This window comes from Ruminococcus sp. NK3A76, assembly GCF_000686125.1.
GTDB lineage: Bacteria > Bacillota > Clostridia > Oscillospirales > Ruminococcaceae > NK3A76.
Genome location: NZ_JMMA01000002.1, coordinates 972078 through 989229, shown reverse-complemented (window position 1 = coordinate 989229; position 17152 = coordinate 972078). Strand labels below are relative to the sequence as shown.

The 17152-nt window shown below is 47.1% G+C and carries 13 protein-coding genes; 4 read left to right on the top strand and 9 right to left on the bottom strand.

Going from position 1 to position 17152, the window contains the following annotated elements; translation table 11 throughout:
* Nucleotides 1-195: 195 nt before the first annotated feature.
* The 3 genes from CD05_RS17500 to CD05_RS0104555 all read right to left on the bottom strand — a co-directional run bounded on the left by CD05_RS17500 (nt 196) and on the right by CD05_RS0104555 (nt 2521).
* Nucleotides 196-918, bottom strand: a complete 723-nt coding sequence (locus tag CD05_RS17500) for an Rpn family recombination-promoting nuclease/putative transposase (RefSeq protein WP_051588830.1) — start codon at nt 916-918, stop codon at nt 196-198.
* A gap of 458 nt (nt 919-1376) precedes the next feature.
* Nucleotides 1377-1994 (bottom strand): hypothetical protein, encoded by a 618-nt coding sequence (locus tag CD05_RS0104560; protein ID WP_028509492.1) that lies wholly within the window; start codon nt 1992-1994, stop codon nt 1377-1379.
* A gap of 131 nt (nt 1995-2125) precedes the next feature.
* Nucleotides 2126-2521: a hypothetical protein gene (locus CD05_RS0104555; protein ID WP_028509491.1), complete on the bottom strand. Its 396-nt coding sequence runs from the start codon at nt 2519-2521 to the stop codon at nt 2126-2128.
* A 637-nt stretch (nt 2522-3158) separates the two neighbouring features.
* Between CD05_RS0104555 and CD05_RS0104545 the strand changes: the two genes are divergently transcribed.
* The 4 genes from CD05_RS0104545 (at nt 3159) to CD05_RS0104530 (ending at nt 8439) form a co-directional block, all read left to right on the top strand.
* Nucleotides 3159-3428 carry a hypothetical protein gene (locus tag CD05_RS0104545; RefSeq protein ID WP_028509489.1) on the top strand — a complete coding sequence of 90 codons (270 nt, stop codon included), beginning with the start codon at nt 3159-3161 and terminating at the stop codon, nt 3426-3428.
* Complete coding sequence (locus tag CD05_RS0104540) at nt 3416-4144, top strand: AraC family transcriptional regulator (RefSeq protein ID WP_084262099.1); 729 nt, start codon at nt 3416-3418, stop codon at nt 4142-4144. Before CD05_RS0104545 ends, CD05_RS0104540 begins: the two co-directional genes overlap by 13 nt.
* 281 nt (nt 4145-4425) lie before the next feature.
* The gene (locus CD05_RS0104535; protein ID WP_028509487.1) at nt 4426-7080 is read left to right on the top strand and encodes a glycosyl hydrolase family 59; all 2655 of its coding nucleotides are present in this window, start codon (nt 4426-4428) and stop codon (nt 7078-7080) included.
* 21 nt (nt 7081-7101) lie between these two features.
* The gene (locus CD05_RS0104530; protein WP_028509486.1) at nt 7102-8439 is read left to right on the top strand and encodes an MATE family efflux transporter; all 1338 of its coding nucleotides are present in this window, start codon (nt 7102-7104) and stop codon (nt 8437-8439) included.
* Between the two features lie 50 nt (nt 8440-8489).
* Here the strand turns inward: CD05_RS0104530 and CD05_RS19520 are convergent, their stop codons facing one another.
* From CD05_RS19520 to yihA, 6 genes are all read right to left on the bottom strand, one after another.
* Nucleotides 8490-11147, bottom strand: coding sequence for a class I adenylate-forming enzyme family protein (locus tag CD05_RS19520; protein WP_028509485.1), 2658 nt, complete (start codon nt 11145-11147; stop codon nt 8490-8492).
* Complete coding sequence (locus tag CD05_RS0104520) at nt 11137-11487, bottom strand: hypothetical protein (RefSeq protein WP_028509484.1); 351 nt, start codon at nt 11485-11487, stop codon at nt 11137-11139. Before CD05_RS0104520 ends, CD05_RS19520 begins: the two co-directional genes overlap by 11 nt.
* A gap of 213 nt (nt 11488-11700) precedes the next feature.
* On the bottom strand, nt 11701-12696 hold the full coding sequence (locus tag CD05_RS0104515; protein WP_028509483.1) for an alpha/beta hydrolase: 996 nt from the start codon (nt 12694-12696) through the stop codon (nt 11701-11703).
* A gap of 423 nt (nt 12697-13119) precedes the next feature.
* On the bottom strand, nt 13120-15609 hold the full coding sequence (locus CD05_RS19515) for a leucine-rich repeat protein (protein WP_051588829.1): 2490 nt from the start codon (nt 15607-15609) through the stop codon (nt 13120-13122).
* Between the two features lie 303 nt (nt 15610-15912).
* Entirely contained in the window at nt 15913-16419 is a 507-nt protein-coding gene (locus CD05_RS0104495; protein WP_028509482.1) for an AmiS/UreI family transporter, read from the bottom strand.
* Nucleotides 16420-16435: 16 nt separating this feature from the next.
* Nucleotides 16436-17143: a ribosome biogenesis GTP-binding protein YihA/YsxC gene (yihA, locus tag CD05_RS17485; protein ID WP_084262098.1), complete on the bottom strand. Its 708-nt coding sequence runs from the start codon at nt 17141-17143 to the stop codon at nt 16436-16438.
* Nucleotides 17144-17152: the final 9 nt, after the last annotated feature.

The following is a 17152-nucleotide window of genomic DNA, read 5'->3' as shown; positions in this document are numbered from 1 at the left end:
CAAATAAACAAAGCAAAAGAACATCAATCATCATATAATAAGTCAAAAACAATGATAACCGCAAGCAAAACTACACGCCGCATATATTTGGCTTATGTAAAAAGCTTTAAAACGATGATTAAACTGTATATTTATTGGCCGTCATACAAACTAAAAACAGCCCGTCCCAAATACGGAACGAGCTGTTTTTTTACACTATGCAGGCCTGCCCTCGGCAAGCGCCTTTACTTCGTCAAGACTAAGACCGGAGCAAATGGCAATTTCCTCATAGGAAAGCTTTCCAAGCTCGATCATCGCCTGAGCGGTTTTTATCATATGTTCTTTTCTGGCCTCATCTCTTAATTCTTCAACTATCTTACACATTTTCTCCCGACCTCCTTCTGTTTCCTTGTAATACTTTACACCCTCGGCAAGCTGAGGATAGTTCATATCCTGCGATTTAAGGCACTTAAAATCGTGCATCAGCTTTGCAAGCGGTGTGTTTTCTTTGTCGTGTTCGCCGTTTACATAAATAATATGTGTTCCGTCACCAAATGGCTCATCTGTTTCCTCTATCCTTCTTGTGATGTGATAAAGCGGCAGGTCACGCCCAAGCACATCATGCTCGGTTATGAAAATAACGTAGCTGTCAACAAGCTCGGAATACGCCTGCCCCTTGTCAAGCAGACGTGTATCGAGCATACTGCTGTTGTAGCGAGCTCTGCGGATATCAGCGCCGTCATTATCACGCTGGACTTCAATGTCCATAACTCTGTTAGCCGAGTCCACGGCGGTTATATCTAACCTTACCGAGCGCTTTTTGAGATTTCTGTATTCGTGCTGAACGGTTATCTTTTTGACCTTGATCGCAGGCTGTTTGAGTATGATACTCAGCACCAGCTCGACCCCTGCGTAGTTTTCATCAAAGACCTGGCACATAAAGTCATTCTGTCAATGGCGTTTTCAATTTTCTGTCTGTCCATAGCTTACCCCTTTTTTTCTTTAAATATATTATACCATATTTGCTTGTTAAAATCAATAGGAAGTGAAATAAAATGTTTTGTAAATGCTCAAGCTTTAAACAGTACGCTTTTTCGTACATAAGCACAGTGGTCGGTGGCGGGGGAGTCTTCTACGTTCATATCGTTGTTTCCTTTGCCATTACAACTCCTTTTAAACAAAAGCTGTACCATATCGACAGTTATTTAAAACCGTCTGATGTTCTGAACAAGGCAACAGAGTTTTGCAAGTCTATGGGGTGCAGTTCAGTGATTTATGATATTTATGATCCGCAGGACAGCGAGCATACCGAGCTGACCGTTACGGACCCAGGGTATGCGGAATAATAAGAAACGGATAGCCGTCTGATGAGGACGGTTATCCGTGTTTGAGTGTATTCAATGGTTATAAAAATATAATCCGTTTATCAGTTCGGGCAGTGAATTGGCAATGGGTTCTTCACAGACAAATCTGTCTGCGCTATCTGCTCCCAAATAGATCTTCTTTGTTGATCTTCTGAATAGTATATCGTAAGCGTAATAGCTTGACCACCCGATCGGGATATAGTCAATAGCTTCTTTTGCAAATTCTGCAAGCTCTGGCTGAGACTCAGCATCTTCTTTACACGATTTGAGCCATTCCTCAGTAAGATCAATTATCCCATACTTATGAAAAAGAACATCGTCATCAGATTCATTGTTATTCTTCATCACAGAAAACAGCACGATACTATCATCAAGCTTATAATATCCTTTTTCATTCTGTTGCATACAATCATAAGCGCCATTTACACACGGATGCCAGTATAGGCTCATATATTCCTTGATTTCATCAGGCAATTCATATCCAAAACGATCTCTGAACGGCGAAAAATCGGTATTGGTTGTTCTTGGAATAAGGAAATTTCTTTTGAATTCCTCTGCCATTTCTAGAATTACATCACTAAAATCATCAGGCAGCCAAAACTGTCCACGTTTAAGTGTTTTTTGTTTATAATTCAATAGCGCTTCTTTCATTTTCAGCACCCCTGTTTCTGAATTGCAAAGAAAGCTGCAATGCTTTCTCTTGCCCATATTATACCAAACCGCCCTGAAAAAGTCAATCTATGGGGCTATCTGTGTTTGCATGAAATATTAGAGTTATAAGGTTATTTCAAGCTATACTTTTCCTTGAACAGAAGCAGATACCTCCTTGCTTCTGTCTGAAACTCAGCGTCCATATCTTTAATTGTTTCCTCAACGTATTTACATAAAAAGTCGTAAAACTCCTGATAAGTGAGGATAACAGGGGTAGTATCAAAAACATCGCACCCTTCATCAAAGACTACTCCATCGAACCTTTTTCCGCCATACAGTTCGATCTCCTCTTCGTCCATCGTTTCAGCTTTTAATAAAAGTATATTTGCAGGGCACATCTCACCGGCGATACCTCGCCCTTGTGAAAAACCTTTAAGATCATCCATAAATATAGAAGTTGTTTTGTGCCTGCAAATCCATCCCAAGCACTCATCTATCAGCTTAAGATCTTTTTCATTTAATTCCATTATTCTCACCCTCACTCATAATACAGATCGCAACTATCACACTATTATACCAAACCACCCCGAAAAAGTCAATCTCCACACACTTTTTCACGCCTTTTCCATTGCAATATACCGCCGTTTGTGCTATAATCAGGATATAGAGGCAAATGAAAAGTCGAATAAAACAGGTACAGATCTGAAATATACTCTTTCTCTTGATTATCATTTACATATACTTTTATCGAATGCTGGTTGGAAAGGCAATCGTCACGGTATCATAATGATTTATTTAGCTACTCCTTATAAAAGGCAAAATTCGGCCAAAAACCATATAGATCTTCCTTAAATTCCCATTTGAGCAAAAATAGTGTATTCCACAAAATGCCCGTAATTACGCATACTTTGGCGCCTTAATATGTACTGTTGTTCTGCCCCTATCATCAAGAAGATGATAGATTCCTACAAGACACAGGGCAACCACTGATCTGACTGACAGTTAGGTTAAAAGCCTCCGCCTTTGCTGCGGAGGCTTTTACTGTTATCAGCCGGCCGCCTTATCCTCAGCAGCTAACCAGCAGGGGTAATATCATGTCTTTCTTTACAAATCCGCTGTTGTGTGATATAATCAGTATTATCAATGAAAGGGAGGTGTGATACTATGCTGAAAGCTGTTTATCCTGTGCTCGGTAAGCAGACGGTGCTTCCGTTTTATGTTTCGGGGATAGGTATCTGCGTGCCTGAATACTATGTTTCAAGGCCGCAGGGGCTTGTGTCGCACCAGTTTCTTATAACTGCCTCGGGCTGCGGAAGGCTTAAGGCGACACCGCACGAAGATTGTGCGCAAATTGCGCAGTCAGCTTTTTCGTCAGATTGCACAGATTTTCCGAAGGAATACTACCGTATTTCAAGGAAAAAATGTGTAATATGACGGAAAAGATGCAAGTAAGTTGCGTACAAAGCCTTCAGGCGGTCTATGTGCGGTGTTGCCTTAAGGTTAACGACAGTGAGTATATCCTAAAAGAGGGAAGCATCTTTTATCTCCCCCCCGCCCTGCCGCATGAGTATATGCCGCATAGCGCTGAATGGAACACCAGATGGCTGGTGTTTCGTGGCGGGCACGCTGATGATATGATGAAGCGCATGGGCTTTGACGGCTGTGTGGTATGTGATGCGCCTGTAAGTGAAAGAATGACTAATCTCTTTTCGCAGATAATGAGCTGCGCAAAAGAGCCTGTAAACGGCGGCGAAAGGTCATCACCGCTGCTGTATGAATTCATCATGCTTGCAAGAGAGCATATGCTCACAGGGCCGTCTGATGACATCAAAAACATGATGACCGAAAGGGCGATAAGCTATATCGACAAGCATTACAGCGAGGATATAGCACTTGACGAGCTGGCGGAGCTGTCGGGTGTGTCGGCGCAGTATTTTTGCAGGGTGTTTCATGGCTGCACGGGTATGCGGCCTGTTGAATATATCAATAATAAAAGAGTCAGCGAAGCAAAGCTGCTGCTTGTTTCAGGAAACATGATAATAACGGACATAGCACTAAAGGTCGGTTTCAGGGACAATAACTACTTTGGCATAGTGTTTCGGAGAGCGACCGGCATTTCGCCGAGAGAATTCAGGCAGCGCCGCAGCTGAGTTTCAAATCGTAAGAGTTTGACATAAATATCAGATTGAATACCTCCGTTGTATATGATAGTATGTATACATAAGCTATCGTCAAGGCAATACCGCACGACCATTGTGCGTCAGACACGCAGTCGGATTTTTTGTCAGATTGCCCAAATTAACCGCAGGAATACTATCGTATTTCAAGGTGAATTTGGGTGATATGACGGAAAATCTGCAAGTGTATGGCGTACAAAGGCTTGTGCCGGTGGTCGTGCGGTATTGCCTTAAGTAACAACGTAAGGTCAATTATGCAAGGAATAAGACGGATAACAGCAGCGGTAACGGCTGCGCTGATGACGCTGTGTGCAGCGGCAGGTCTCACAGACAACAGAGTATATGCAGAAGGGGCGGTGAACGATGTGAGAAAGGTAACTATCGACGGGAGCAAGGCAAACACAAAAGAGAATATGCTCTACAGGGGCAGCGGCATGGTGTCTGCAAACAACACTTCAAGGCTGCTCATGGATTACAAGACCCAGTCGCCCGAGGCTTATCAGGAGATATTGGAGCATCTTTTCGGCGAGGGCGGTCTTGGGATAAATCATCTTAAGATAGAAATGGGAAGCGATGTAAACTCATCATCGGGCACTGAGCCATGCATTATGCGCACAGAGGACGAGGAGCCTGATGTCACAAGGGGGGCAGGGTTCATGCTTGCTGCCGATGCGAAGGCTGTTAACCCCGACCTTACGCTTGATATGCTCTACTGGAGCGAGCCTAAGTGGGTGACGGATTCGGAAGACGTATATGCATCAAGATACAAGTGGTACAAGAAAACGCTTGATGCGGCCTATGAGAAATACGGCCTTGTGTTTGACTATGTAAGCGCCACAAGAAACGAGCGTGCAGCCGATAACGACTGGATAAAGTATCTCTCAAAAAACCTTAAGGAAGAAAAGGACTGCGCATACGACTATTCAAAGATAAAGATAGTCGCCGGCGAGGAAGTGACGACATGGAACTGCGCTGATGAGATGCTTAAAGACAAGGAGCTGAGAAACGCAATTGATGTCATCGGCAGCCATTACACGAGCTGGTCAACAGAGCAAGCGCAGGGGCTTGCTGACAGATTCGGCAAGGAGCTGTGGTTCAGCGAGGCCTGCCCGCCTATGGAGTATGCGCAGGGAACATACAAATACGATGCGACAAAAACAGGCCTTAGCGAGATAAACGGTATGCTCGATGTCGCAAACCGCTTTATCACGATGTATCCCGGCGGACATATGACGCTTTACGAATATCAGCCTGCCGTTGCGGCATATTACAGCGGTGCGCAGTACACGCAGAAGCAGCTTATAAGAGCCGACGAGCCGTGGAGCGGATACTATCTGCTTGACACGGGTTATTTTATGGGGCTGCATTTCTCGCAGTTTTTCAAAAAGGGCTGGGCGTTCATTGATGATGCGTGCTTTGCAGACGGTGTCGCAGGCGGCGACGGCCACGCTGTTGTTGATGCGACCTACACTTACATGACGGCGACAGACACCAAGACAGGCGACTATTCGACAGCCTTGACAAACACGACAGACAAGCCGATAACATATAAATTCGAGGTCGAGAACCTTGAAAAGGCAAACAGCCAAGTCTGCGTCTGGGAAACAAGAGGCCCTGAGGGCGGTACATATGATGAGAACTATTTCAAAAAGACTGAGACTATCACCCCGACCGAAAAGGGCGGCAGATATACCTACAGCGTAACTGTCAAGCCATACTCGCTTGTGACTGTTACAACTCTTGAATGCGAGGAGAGGGACTACTCAAACAGCAGAGAGAGCACGCTTCTCAGTCTGCCGTATAGTGATGATTTTGAGTATGACGATGCTTTTCTTGCCGAGAGGGGCGGCGCACCGCTTTACACGACCGACCAGGGCGGCGCTTTTGAGGTGGTAAGCAAAGACGGCGGCAAGGTGCTCATGCAAAAGATAACCCGTGACATCAAGGCCGACGACTGGGGCAGGACACCCTCCCCCACCACCAATTTCGGTGATGACAGGTGGTTCAATTATTCGGTGAGCGCAGACATAATGCTCGTTCATTCCGACACACCCGACAAGAACTACGCAGGCGTAGGTCTTCGGTACAATGTCGGCGCAAAGGGCGAGAGCGGTTACAGGTTTGTGGTAAGAGAAGACGGCAGCTGGGAGCTGTTTTTAAACAGAAAAAGCCTTGCCAATGGCAAGACTGCTAACTTCTCGCCTGAGAAGAACAGGGTGAAGATAGAAGCGCTCTGGAACAACATCAAGGTCTATTTAAACGGCGAACAGCTTGCTGAATACACCCACTCAGACGATGAATATGTCGGCTCGGCAGGCAGGGCGGCGCTTTACAGCTCATTTGACAACAACTGCTTTGATAACGTGAGCATCGAGCCGCTTGGTGATCAAAGCTGCATAACACGCTACGACCAGACAGACGACCTGCTCACCTACGACGGCAGCTGGGAGCATAACTGCATGAGCAGCTTTACAAATTACAGAAGGACGATTTCAAAGGGCGTTGACGGCTGCTCGGTGACGATAAAGCTAAACGGCACAGGCTTTGCTCTGACCGGGGATAACAAGGACTCGTCTGTCATAACTCTCAGCATCGACGGCGGTGAGGCAAAAGAGCTTACCGCACCGTCTTGCGATGCAAGAGGTATCGTTTGCCTGACAAACGGCCTTGAAGACTGCGAGCACACGGCGGTCATCACTGTCAAGCAGGGCGAGATACAGCTTGATGCGCTTGAAGTGTTTGGTTTAAATGAAAAACACCAAGCAGCCGAAGAAAAAGAAGAAACTGACAGCTCAGATAGCAGCGGCAAAAAGGGCTTATCTTCAAAGGCGATAGCTGCTGCGGCTTCAGGCTTAGCTCTGGCAGGTGCGGCGGCTGTCATAATAAGAAAAAGGCGCAGGAACAAATAAAGGAGAGACACACAAGACAAGATGATAAAGACCAGAGACATGACAACAGGCAGCGAGACTAAGCATCTTATACGGTTTGCGCTGCCGCTGCTTGCAGGCAATCTGCTGCAGCAGACCTACAATGCCGCCGACACGCTGATAGTCGGCAAATACTTAGGAGACGACGCTCTTGCGGCTGTCGGGGCAACAGGCTCGATAACATATTTCTTTTACACACTTTGCATCGGCCTGTCTATCGGCTCGGGGATACTCGCAGCACAGCTTTTCGGCGCAGGAAGGCTTGAAAGGCTCCGCCGCTCGATAATAAGCTCGGGGGCAGTCACGGCGATATTCGGTGTCGTTGTCAGCATAGTTTCTGCTGTTGCCGCAAAGCCTGTTTTGCAGTTTTTAAACGTCCCCCCTGACCTGCTCGGGCGCTCGGTGACGTATATGCGTATAGCCTGCTCTGGAACTATCTGCGTTGCGGCCTACAACTGGATAAACGCCATTATGAGAGCTCTCGGCAACACGACTGTTCCACTGGTATTCCTTGGCGTATCGACTGTGCTCAATATAGGGCTTGACCTTTTGTTTGTCATGGTCTGCGGCTTCGGAGTAGGAGGTGCTGCGGCAGCGACTATAATGGCTCAGGGGCTTTCGGCTGTCGGGTGCATTGTCTACTGCTTTGGCTCAAACAAGAACATTCGCCCCAAAGGCGATGAATTCAGACCTGACGCTGTGCTTATGAAAAAGTGCATGACTATGGGCATTCCGATAGCCATTCAGAACGGTCTTGTATCTGTCTCGATGATAGCCTTGCAGAGGGTGACAAACGGCTTTGGCAACACTGTAATGGCTTCATATACCGTGTCCATGAGGATAGAGCAGTTCGTACAGCAGCCGTTTGCTTCGATGAACGCCGCTATCTCAACATTCACAGGCCAGAACATCGGCGCAGGCAAGCAGGACAGAGCAGTTAAAGGCCTGCGCTCGGGTGTGATGCTGTCTTCCGTTTTTGCTGTTATGATGTTTGTGGTGTTCCTGATTCTTGGCAAGAACATTTCCGCCTTCTTTGTCTCAGGGCAGGACGTTATCTCTATCTCCGGCAAAGCGCTGATACTGACCGGTGCATTCTACATACCGTTAGGCATGATACACACTGTAAGAGGCTTCTTAAACGGTGCCGGAGACACGGCCTATGCGATAGTAAACGGCCTTTCCGAGGTCATAAGCAGGATAGGCTTCTCGCTTATCCTTACAAACATTGCCGCAGTAGGCTTCTGGGGCATATGGATAACCACCAGCATCACCTGGGTGGTGACTGCCGCTGTGAGCTGTCACCGCTATTTCAAGGGCAAGTGGAAACTAAAGGCTGTATAAAAATACATAAGGCTTCCCTCTTTTGATAATGAGAGGAAAGCCTTATTTTATTAGTCCTCGTAATCCTCGTCACACTCGCTTGCGTCAAACATCTTACGAATTATCTGCCCTATAGGGCTGTCAGCGAGCATTTCATAGGGGCTGTTCATATTCTCAGGCTTTTTGGCTTTGCCGGACCTGCGTTTTTTCATAGCCTTGGCAAACGGCGGCCTGGGGGGTGCGTGCCTGCCCATTTGCATAAAGGGAGGCATATCGTCATCATCTTCGTCGTCGCATTCATCGTCGTCTGCATCTTCATCTTCGTCGTCTTCATCATCAAAGAACGGCGGACGGAAACTTCCCATTTTGCCAAACGGAGGGAAGCCGTGACATCTGCGCTTGTCGCAGTCGTCTTCGTCTGCATCTTCATCGTCTTCATCGTCCTCATCATCAAAGAACGGCGGACGGAAACTTCCCATTTTGCCAAACGGAGGGAAGCCGTGACATCTGCGCTCATCGCAGTCGTCTTCGTCTGCATCTTCATCGTCTTCGTCGTAGTCATCATCGTCAAAGAACGGCGGACGGAATTTACTCATATCGCCAAAGGGCTGCATAGCCATACACGGCATCATCACAGGAATGCATGGTATCATAAACGGCATCTGCTTACCGTCAAAGCCCTTGAAATGCGGCATATCGCCGAAGTCCGGCATAGGCATACCGAACGGCATAGCATTTCCGAACGGCATTTCTTTTGCGAAGGGAGGGCGTTTTTTCTTATTCGGATCATCAGGTTTCTTTCCTGAATTGCCAGCTATTTGGCCAAGCATATCCGGCATTTCAAATATATTCATACGGCCAAGTCTTACAGGCGGTGCGTTCCTTATTATAGTGCCCTTCCTGAGCTTTAAGTCCTTGGGCTCGTCGCCGTCTTTTATGAGCCTGATGTCAAATCTCAGGCCGCCGAGCTTCATGCTCTTTATCTTGTTGGTATCTACCTTGCCCATTGTGTTGAGCGGCAGCATCTCAGCGATAACGCACTGATAAGGCAGATCGTTCTCGCTAAGCAGCTTTTCGGTGACGAAGATATTTTTAAGAGCCTTTCTTAACACTTCTTCCGGCCTGCCGCACTTCTTGTCGGTCTTGACATAGAGTATCGGAACAGTATCTCTTATTGACTTAAGATACTCGCCGACTATGCCGCAGGCAACTATGCCCTTCTGTGCCGAAACATCACGCTCGACGATGCTCGATTCATAGCGCACGCCGTCATTGTTGACAAAGAACTTGTTTGTTCTGCCGACGTATGAAAGGCTGCCGTTTGCGTTGACATGAACAAGGTCGTTGGTGTTGTAATATGCCTCGCCGTCAATATTATCAAGCTCAAAGAATGTCTTGTCGCCTATCTTGCCGCTGCTGAGCGAGGGTGTACTGATAAACAGCGCACCTGTGTGCTCGCCGTCGGTCAGCTCAAAGAACTTGTCCTCCTGCTCGTCATATATCTTAGCCTTGACACCGGGCAGTGGGTAGCCAAAGGATTCATCATTGACACCGGGCGGAGCAAGGAAGCAGGCACCGCCTACCTCTGACAGGCCGTAGCCCATAGAGCAGCCTTCGCCCTCCATGCCCATTCGCCTTAATGCCTTGTTTATCTTCTCGATAAAGTCCGGCGAAAAATACATACCGCCAATGCATATCATTTTAAGTGACGACAGGTCTAAGCTCTTATCCTTGTTTTCCAGTATGCTGTTAGAGAAAGCACCGAAGGTTATAGTAGCCTTATAATCTGACAGTGCTTTTGCATATAACGGCGAACCCTCGACGAGCGGCTGCGGTATCAGCTTTCCGCCGAAAACTAACGGCAGAGTCGTCTGGTCGATAAAGCCGTAGCAGGCGCACAGCGGCAGACCGCTCACGCATACGGCCGTTCCCTCAAACATCTCACGGTATTTGGGAACACGCATAAACTTTGCGACAGCTTCGTTTATCGCCTTGTCGGTAAAGGGTATGGGCTTGCGAATGCCGTTTGAAGTTCCGCTCGTGTGCAGTATTATAGCGGCATTCTCGGAAGTCTCCACATTGCCCTTTATCTCGGTCGCTTCGTATTTTTCGATAAGCTCGTCCATAAACAGGCAGTCCTTGCGGTGTCTTATAAACGCCTGACTGATCTTTGCATATTCCCTTATCTGAGGAATAGCATAAGGCATATGCCTGTCTGAGTGTACGATTATGATATTGCGTATCCCGAGCTTTTTTTGATTTCGTATGAGCTTAAAATACAGCTCGGGTACAATAGCGATATCCATCAGTATGACATCAGTTATACCCTCAACACGGATAGTATCCTTAAGCTCCTTCCAGTCAATAAGATTTGTCTCTATCATCATAGAAACAGATGCACCCGTCATATTCAGAGCATATACAGAAAATATCACCGAAGATGTGGGCAAAGGTGAAAGCAATACACGGGAGCCGTTCTCGCCTGTGATGTCAAGTGCCGAGAAGACTTCGGCATACTTATCCCACTGGCGGAACATCTGCCTGTATGTATATTCACGGATACCGTCAGATATAGCTATAGCATTAAGGCGCTCAGGGCTTTGGGAATTGAGCTCTCTTATCATGCTGCTTAGTCTCTGCTCGGTAATTGCTCCGCTCTCTATGCGTGCTTCAAGACTGTCGGGCTTGGTAGCTTTTTTTGTAGTCTGTTTATTCTTTTCAGTAGCCATTGTCAAACATTCCTTTCAGTCGTGTATGCTTATTTAAAGCGCTTGAAGGGGCAGGTCTGCCGGGCTTGCCGGGTCTGCGTGGCTTGCGCTTCGGCGGGAAGGGCATCGGCGGCATAAAAGGCATCGGCGCACCCTTTCTCGGGCGTGGCATAAACGGCGGAGGCGGGAACACAGGCATCACAGGCCTGCGAGCGCCCTTTCTCGGCTTAGGCGGAGGGGGCAGCATCATCATAGGCGGCTTAGGCATCTTAGGCTTTCTGCCCTTGCCCTTGCCCTTGCGTGGCGGTGCGAACTGCCTCATAAAGCCAAACGGTGCTAAGTGTAGTTTTCTGCGTTTCATAATTAAACAACTCCTTCCGAAAGTTTTAGGGCAACACCGCACGAAGATTGTGCGCAAATTGCGCAGTCAGCTTTTTCGTCAGATCGCACAGATTTTCCTAAGGAATACTACCGTATTTCAAGGAAAAAATGTGTAATATGACGGAAAAGATGCAAGTAAGTTGCGTACAAAGCCTTCAGGCGGTCTTTGTGCGGTGTTGCCTTAGTATACTTATTATTTATCAGAGGGCTTTTCTTCCCATGAACGTTCTCTTGCTATGTCTGCCTGCTCCTCGAACCAGGCAAGCATCTTGTCTATCGCATCACGGCTCTTGTCAAGCCAGGGGAACGAGCCGACAAATGCGTGGAAAAGGCCTTTATCGCCGTAGTAGACGAGCTTGCTCGGCTTGCCGGCTTTCTTCAGCGCCTTGTGGTAGGTAAGCGTGTATTTGTTGATAAAATCGCCCCTTGATGTGTTAAGGAACACAGGCGGCAGGTTGTCGATAATCTCGGGATTTTCGGGGTCTGTGTATCTTAAGAACTCGGGGTCGTCTCGCTTTTCGCCGTAAAACAGGTCGGCAAGCAGCAGCCCTACGGGATCTTGCTTATTGGTGTATAGCATTCCGCAGTCGAGCCCGACTGCCTTGAATTTGAACCTGCTTGCTTTATGGCCGATAGCCTTTTGCAGCTTTTCCGACTTCTTCATAGCTGCGACATACAGCGCCAGAAACGCCCCTGCGCTCGACCCGGTAAGAAACAGCCTTGAAAAATCGACATTGAAGTCAATGAGCTTTCGCCCTACAAGGTCAAGCCCTGCGCACACATCATCAAACTGCTCGGTGCAGTTGACCTTTGGCACAAGCCTGTATTCGATAGCAAAAACGAGATATCCCCTGCTTGCAAGCTCCCTTGCATACGGGCGTGATGATTTTCTGTCGCCCTGCACAAGCCCTCCGCCGTAAAGCGTGACTATGACCGGCATCTCGGCAGTCTCGGGCATCACCGGCTTATAGATATCCATACCGAGTGCGACCTCGTGGCGGTTCATATACGGGATATTGAGTATCTCCTCTATCTCATAGCTGCCGCTGACCTCTTGCGGTATATCAAATACACTCTCAAGCTGATGCGACTTTGCCGACGCCTGCATTTCCGACAAAAGTATACGGATTATCCTTCTGCGCCACTCGGCACATCTTTCATCCGGGCTTTTATCCCTGCCAAACAGCATATCATCACCTCTTTTTGCGTACAATTCTCAATTTAATAATAATATTATATCACAGCTTAGTTAATTTGTCAATGATAAATGAATTTATTTACATTTTTTGAAAGAAACTGTACGAAATATATAGTCTTATTATCAGATCATCAGAAAAAGCCGATCAAACTCAATAGAATAAAGCAGAGCAAGCTCATTTTCGTATATATCAAGGTTTATGCCTTTAAGCACCTGTATTGTTCTCTCTCCTGAGGGGAATTCCTTTGTAATGTCTTTAAGGGATAAAAGCACCTTTTTCTTCGGGGCAAAGTCCTGCCGGATGCCCGGCTCGACTATCGAGAGCGCTGCAAGTGAAGTTATCCTCTGACATGACTGGCAGTTGATGCAAAAAGCCTCCGCGGTATAGCGGAGGCTTTAGTCTTTGCATGATATTTACTTGATTCTGACCTTCTTAACAGCGCTGTAGCCGCTGTAGTATTTGGTCTTGCCGATTGTTTTATAGCTGCGCACCTTTACATAGTAGGTCTTGCCCTTGGTGAGCTTGGCTATCGTCTTGGAGGTGCCGCTTGCATTGACAGACTTTGTCGTTGCCTTGGTAAACTTAGAAGATGTCGAGTATGTCACCTGATAGCCGGTAACACCCGATACCTTGCTGTAGGTCACTTTGAGCTGCCTGGTCTTGGGCGACTTGGCAGTTTTGAGTGTAGTCTTCTTCGGGAGAATCTTGAATGTCTTGCTGACAGTTCCTGTGTATGCGCCCTTGCCGGTAATAGTGACTGTCGCAGTACCTACTGCCTTGTTGTTCTTGTAAGCAACGGTGTAATCTGTGCCGCTCTTTAATGTCTTTGAACCGAGCTTGACTACCGGCTTCTGAGTTATAGCCTTGCCGGTGTAGTATTTGCTTGAAAGACCCGAAACTGCTGCCTTTGCAATGCTTGTGCGTGTCAGCTTGGCAGTGTAGGTGTCCTTGTAGCTGTCGCTGCATACAGAGCAGGTGTGGAGGGTGTAGCCCTGTGCGTCATAGGTGGGCTTTACGACCTTGGCGGTGTACTTGTGCGCCGTCATGGGTATGACTTCGGTGTATGAATCACCGCAGGAGCAGGTGTAGGTCTTTGTGCCTGTTTGCGTGCAGGTGGCTGACTTTGTTATCTTTGAGGTGTAGGAGTGGGTATGGGGCTTGACGAGCTTATCGGTATAGTTATCCTTGTAGCTGTCGCTGCATACAGAGCAGGTGTGGAGAGTATAGCCCTGTGCATCATAGGTGGGCTTTACGACCTTGTCAACATACTTATGGCCTGTTGCCTTGATCGCTTCTGTATAAGTGTCACCGCAAACCGAGCAGGTGAAGGCCTCCGCACCGTCCTCTGTGCAGGTGGCTTCCTTTGTTACCTTTGAGGTGTACTTGTGGCCTGTTGCCTTGATCGTCTCGGTGTAGCTGTCGCCGCAAACCGAGCAGGTGAAGGTCTTCGCACCGTCCTCTGTGCAGGTGGCTTTTGTCACCTTTGAGGTGTAGGAGTGGATGTGGTCGGTATTCTCTACGATCTCATATTTGATATTATTCGACTTTGCATATCCTTCGGCATAAGAGCCGCTGCGACATTTTATTGTAAAGCTATCTGCACAGCTTTCAAATGCATCAGAACCAATGATCTTAACACTGTCAGGAATAGTTATACTTGTAAGGCTTTCGCAAAATCTAAATGCATCGTCTCCAATGCTTTGAACACTGTTTGAGATGATCACATTCTTTAATCCTATGCAATAATAGAATGCACCATAATCAATACTTGTAACGCTGTCGGGTATTTTTATGCTTGTAAGGCTTGCGCAGTCATTGAATGCACCATGACCAATACTTTCAACGCTGTCGGGTATTTTTATGCTTTTAAGGCTTGCGCAGGCATCAAATGCCCAACTATCGATATATGTAACGCTGTCCGGAATAGTTATGCCTGTAAGACCTGTGCAGTCGGCAAATGAACTATTGCCAATGCTTGTAACGCCGTCAGGCAGGGTCACGCTTGTAAGACTTTTGCAGCTATAGAATGCAATATCACCGATACTTGTAACACTGTCAGGTATCGTTATGCTTGTTTTCCCCTGTGGACAACATATTAATTCTGTTTTATCCTTATTATATAACACTCCGTCAACCGATGAATACTGTGTATTATTATTTCCTGCATTTATACTTGTAAGGCTTGTGCAGCTATAGAATGCACTATCACCGATACTTGTAACACTGTCAGGTATCGTTATACTTGTTTTCCCCTGGGGACAGTATATTAATTCTGTTTTATCCTTATTATATAACACTCCGTCGACCGATAAATACTGTGTATTATTTTTACCTACATTTATACTTGTAAGGCTTGTGCAACCCAAAAAAGTATCATCTTCAATACTTGTAACACTGTCAGGTATCGTTATGCTTTCAAGGCTCGTACAATTCATGAATGCACTTGAGCCAATGCTCTTAACGCCGTTTGACAAGTTTACGCTTTTAAGAGCTCTGCAGCTCTCAAATGCATTATAATCAATGCTTTCAACGCTGCCGGGTATGGTTATGCTTGTAAGAGCTGAACAATTAGCAAACGCTAAATTACCAATGCTTGTAACGCCGTCGGGTATGGTAACGCTTGTAATGGATCCGCAGCTAAGAAATGAAGCGCCGCCAATGCCTGTGACCTTCTTGCCGTCAATAACAGACGGTATTGTCACCTGCGTATCCCCGCCCACATATCTGAATATCTCGACTGTTCCGTCATCCAATACGGTGCAATCAAAGTCCTCGCCGGAATCATAGTCCTCCGCACTTGCATTTATCTGCGAGCCAAGAGATGCTGCTCCCTCAGGCAGAACAGCCGCAGTGCCGAAAACCATGCACAGTGCAAGGGCTGCTGATAATATCTTTTTAAGCATAAAAACACTTCCTTTGTTTAGGGCAACACCGCACAAAGACCGCCTGAAGGCTTTGTACGCAACTTACTTGCATCTTTTCCGTCATATTACACATTTTTTCCTTGAAATACGGTAGTATTCCTTCGGAAAATCTGTGCAATCTGACGAAAAAGCTGACTGCGCAATTTGCGCACAATCTTCGTGCGGTGTTGCCTTAGCATTCTGATATGATTATACCACATCGAAAAAATAATTTCAAGCATTTTCACAAAAAAGCCACAGCTCTCCGAACCGGTCAGAGAAGCCGTGGCTTTGAAAACTATTTCACCATTCCCCGAGAAGCAGCAGCACGCCGGGTATCCATGCGGTGAGTATACCCTCGGTTATTTGCAGGCAGGGAACGAATTTTTTAAGGTCTTTGCCTAATATGTCCGTGAAGAATGCGCTCCCCCACAGCACAGCCCACGCCCACCAGATAAGCGCCCACCTGATGTCGGCAGTGATGCCGAGAGCTTCGCTGCCCGTGATGCCCTCAACAATGCCGAAGATAACGGCATTGACCGCCACAAAGCATGAGAACACCGCAAAAGGCTTGGTGTCGAGCGAGAAGATGTTGTTTATCGCCACAAAAAGATATGTAAACCCAAACAGCAGACCTGTGCCTGCGGCGTAGTATTCGCCCCTGACAAGGCTTACAAAGTTTATGAATACCGAGAGCGCACCCACAAAAATATCCATCACGGCGGCGGACTTCGGATTCACCTTCATAAGCGCACAGGCGCCGTTGTTTATCAGCACGATGCCCACAAAAAGCAAGCACACACCGAGCATTTTATCTCACCTCTTGTTATTTGCTGTTAGGGCGCAGATATCCGCCCTGAAAGCCTGCCTGCGGCTCGTCGTCCTCAGGCTCGTCATAGAAATCCTCGTAATCGTCATTTGCATCGGGCGGCAGGTGGTATACCTCCTGACCGTCGGCGACCTCCTCGATGATAGAGCGTATCTCATCTATCCCCTCGCCAGTCTCGGCTGAGGCCACGATGCTCGTTATCTGCGAGAAGCACGGTATCTCCTGCGAAAAGCCCTGCATTCTCTCATCACGCTTGGAGGGCTTCAGCTTATCGGCCTTTGTGAAGATTATCACGAAGGGTATCTCGTTGTCTATCAGGAAGTTTATCATCATGATATCTTCCTTTGACGGTGCGTGGCGTATGTCGATAAGCTGGAAAACAAGCTCCAGCCGCCTTTCGCCGTCATTGAGATAGCCGCCTATCAGCTCGCCCCACTTTTCCTTTTCACGCTTTGAGACTTTAGCGTAGCCGTAGCCCGGAAGGTCAACGAAGTAAACATTCTCCAGACTGAAAAAGTTTATCGTGACTGTCTTTCCCGGCATGGCACTTACACGGGCAAGCGCCTTGCGGTTTAGTATCTTGTTTAAAAGCGATGATTTGCCGACATTCGAGCGGCCGGCAAATGCTATCTCTATCCTGTCAGACTTCGGCATCTGCGACAGCCTGCCGAAGGATGTATAAAACTTTGCGTTCTGGTAATTCATATTATGTCC

Excerpts from the sequence above, each read along its gene's own strand:
- CD05_RS17500 (WP_051588830.1), bottom strand. The coding sequence starts at position 918 with ATGTGCCAGGTCTTTGATGAAAACTACGCAGGGGTCGAGCTGGTGCTG.
- CD05_RS0104560 (WP_028509492.1), bottom strand. The coding sequence starts at position 1,994 with ATGAAAGAAGCGCTATTGAATTATAAACAAAAAACACTTAAACGTGGA.
- CD05_RS0104555 (WP_028509491.1), bottom strand. The coding sequence starts at position 2,521 with ATGGAATTAAATGAAAAAGATCTTAAGCTGATAGATGAGTGCTTGGGA.
- CD05_RS0104545 (WP_028509489.1), top strand. The coding sequence starts at position 3,159 with ATGCTGAAAGCTGTTTATCCTGTGCTCGGTAAGCAGACGGTGCTTCCG.
- CD05_RS0104540 (WP_084262099.1), top strand. The coding sequence starts at position 3,416 with ATGTGTAATATGACGGAAAAGATGCAAGTAAGTTGCGTACAAAGCCTT.
- CD05_RS0104535 (WP_028509487.1), top strand. The coding sequence starts at position 4,426 with ATGCAAGGAATAAGACGGATAACAGCAGCGGTAACGGCTGCGCTGATG.
- CD05_RS0104530 (WP_028509486.1), top strand. The coding sequence starts at position 7,102 with ATGATAAAGACCAGAGACATGACAACAGGCAGCGAGACTAAGCATCTT.
- CD05_RS19520 (WP_028509485.1), bottom strand. The coding sequence starts at position 11,147 with ATGGCTACTGAAAAGAATAAACAGACTACAAAAAAAGCTACCAAGCCC.
- CD05_RS0104520 (WP_028509484.1), bottom strand. The coding sequence starts at position 11,487 with ATGAAACGCAGAAAACTACACTTAGCACCGTTTGGCTTTATGAGGCAG.
- CD05_RS0104515 (WP_028509483.1), bottom strand. The coding sequence starts at position 12,696 with ATGCTGTTTGGCAGGGATAAAAGCCCGGATGAAAGATGTGCCGAGTGG.
- CD05_RS19515 (WP_051588829.1), bottom strand. The coding sequence starts at position 15,609 with ATGCTTAAAAAGATATTATCAGCAGCCCTTGCACTGTGCATGGTTTTC.
- CD05_RS0104495 (WP_028509482.1), bottom strand. The coding sequence starts at position 16,419 with ATGCTCGGTGTGTGCTTGCTTTTTGTGGGCATCGTGCTGATAAACAAC.
- yihA (WP_084262098.1), bottom strand. The coding sequence starts at position 17,143 with ATGAATTACCAGAACGCAAAGTTTTATACATCCTTCGGCAGGCTGTCG.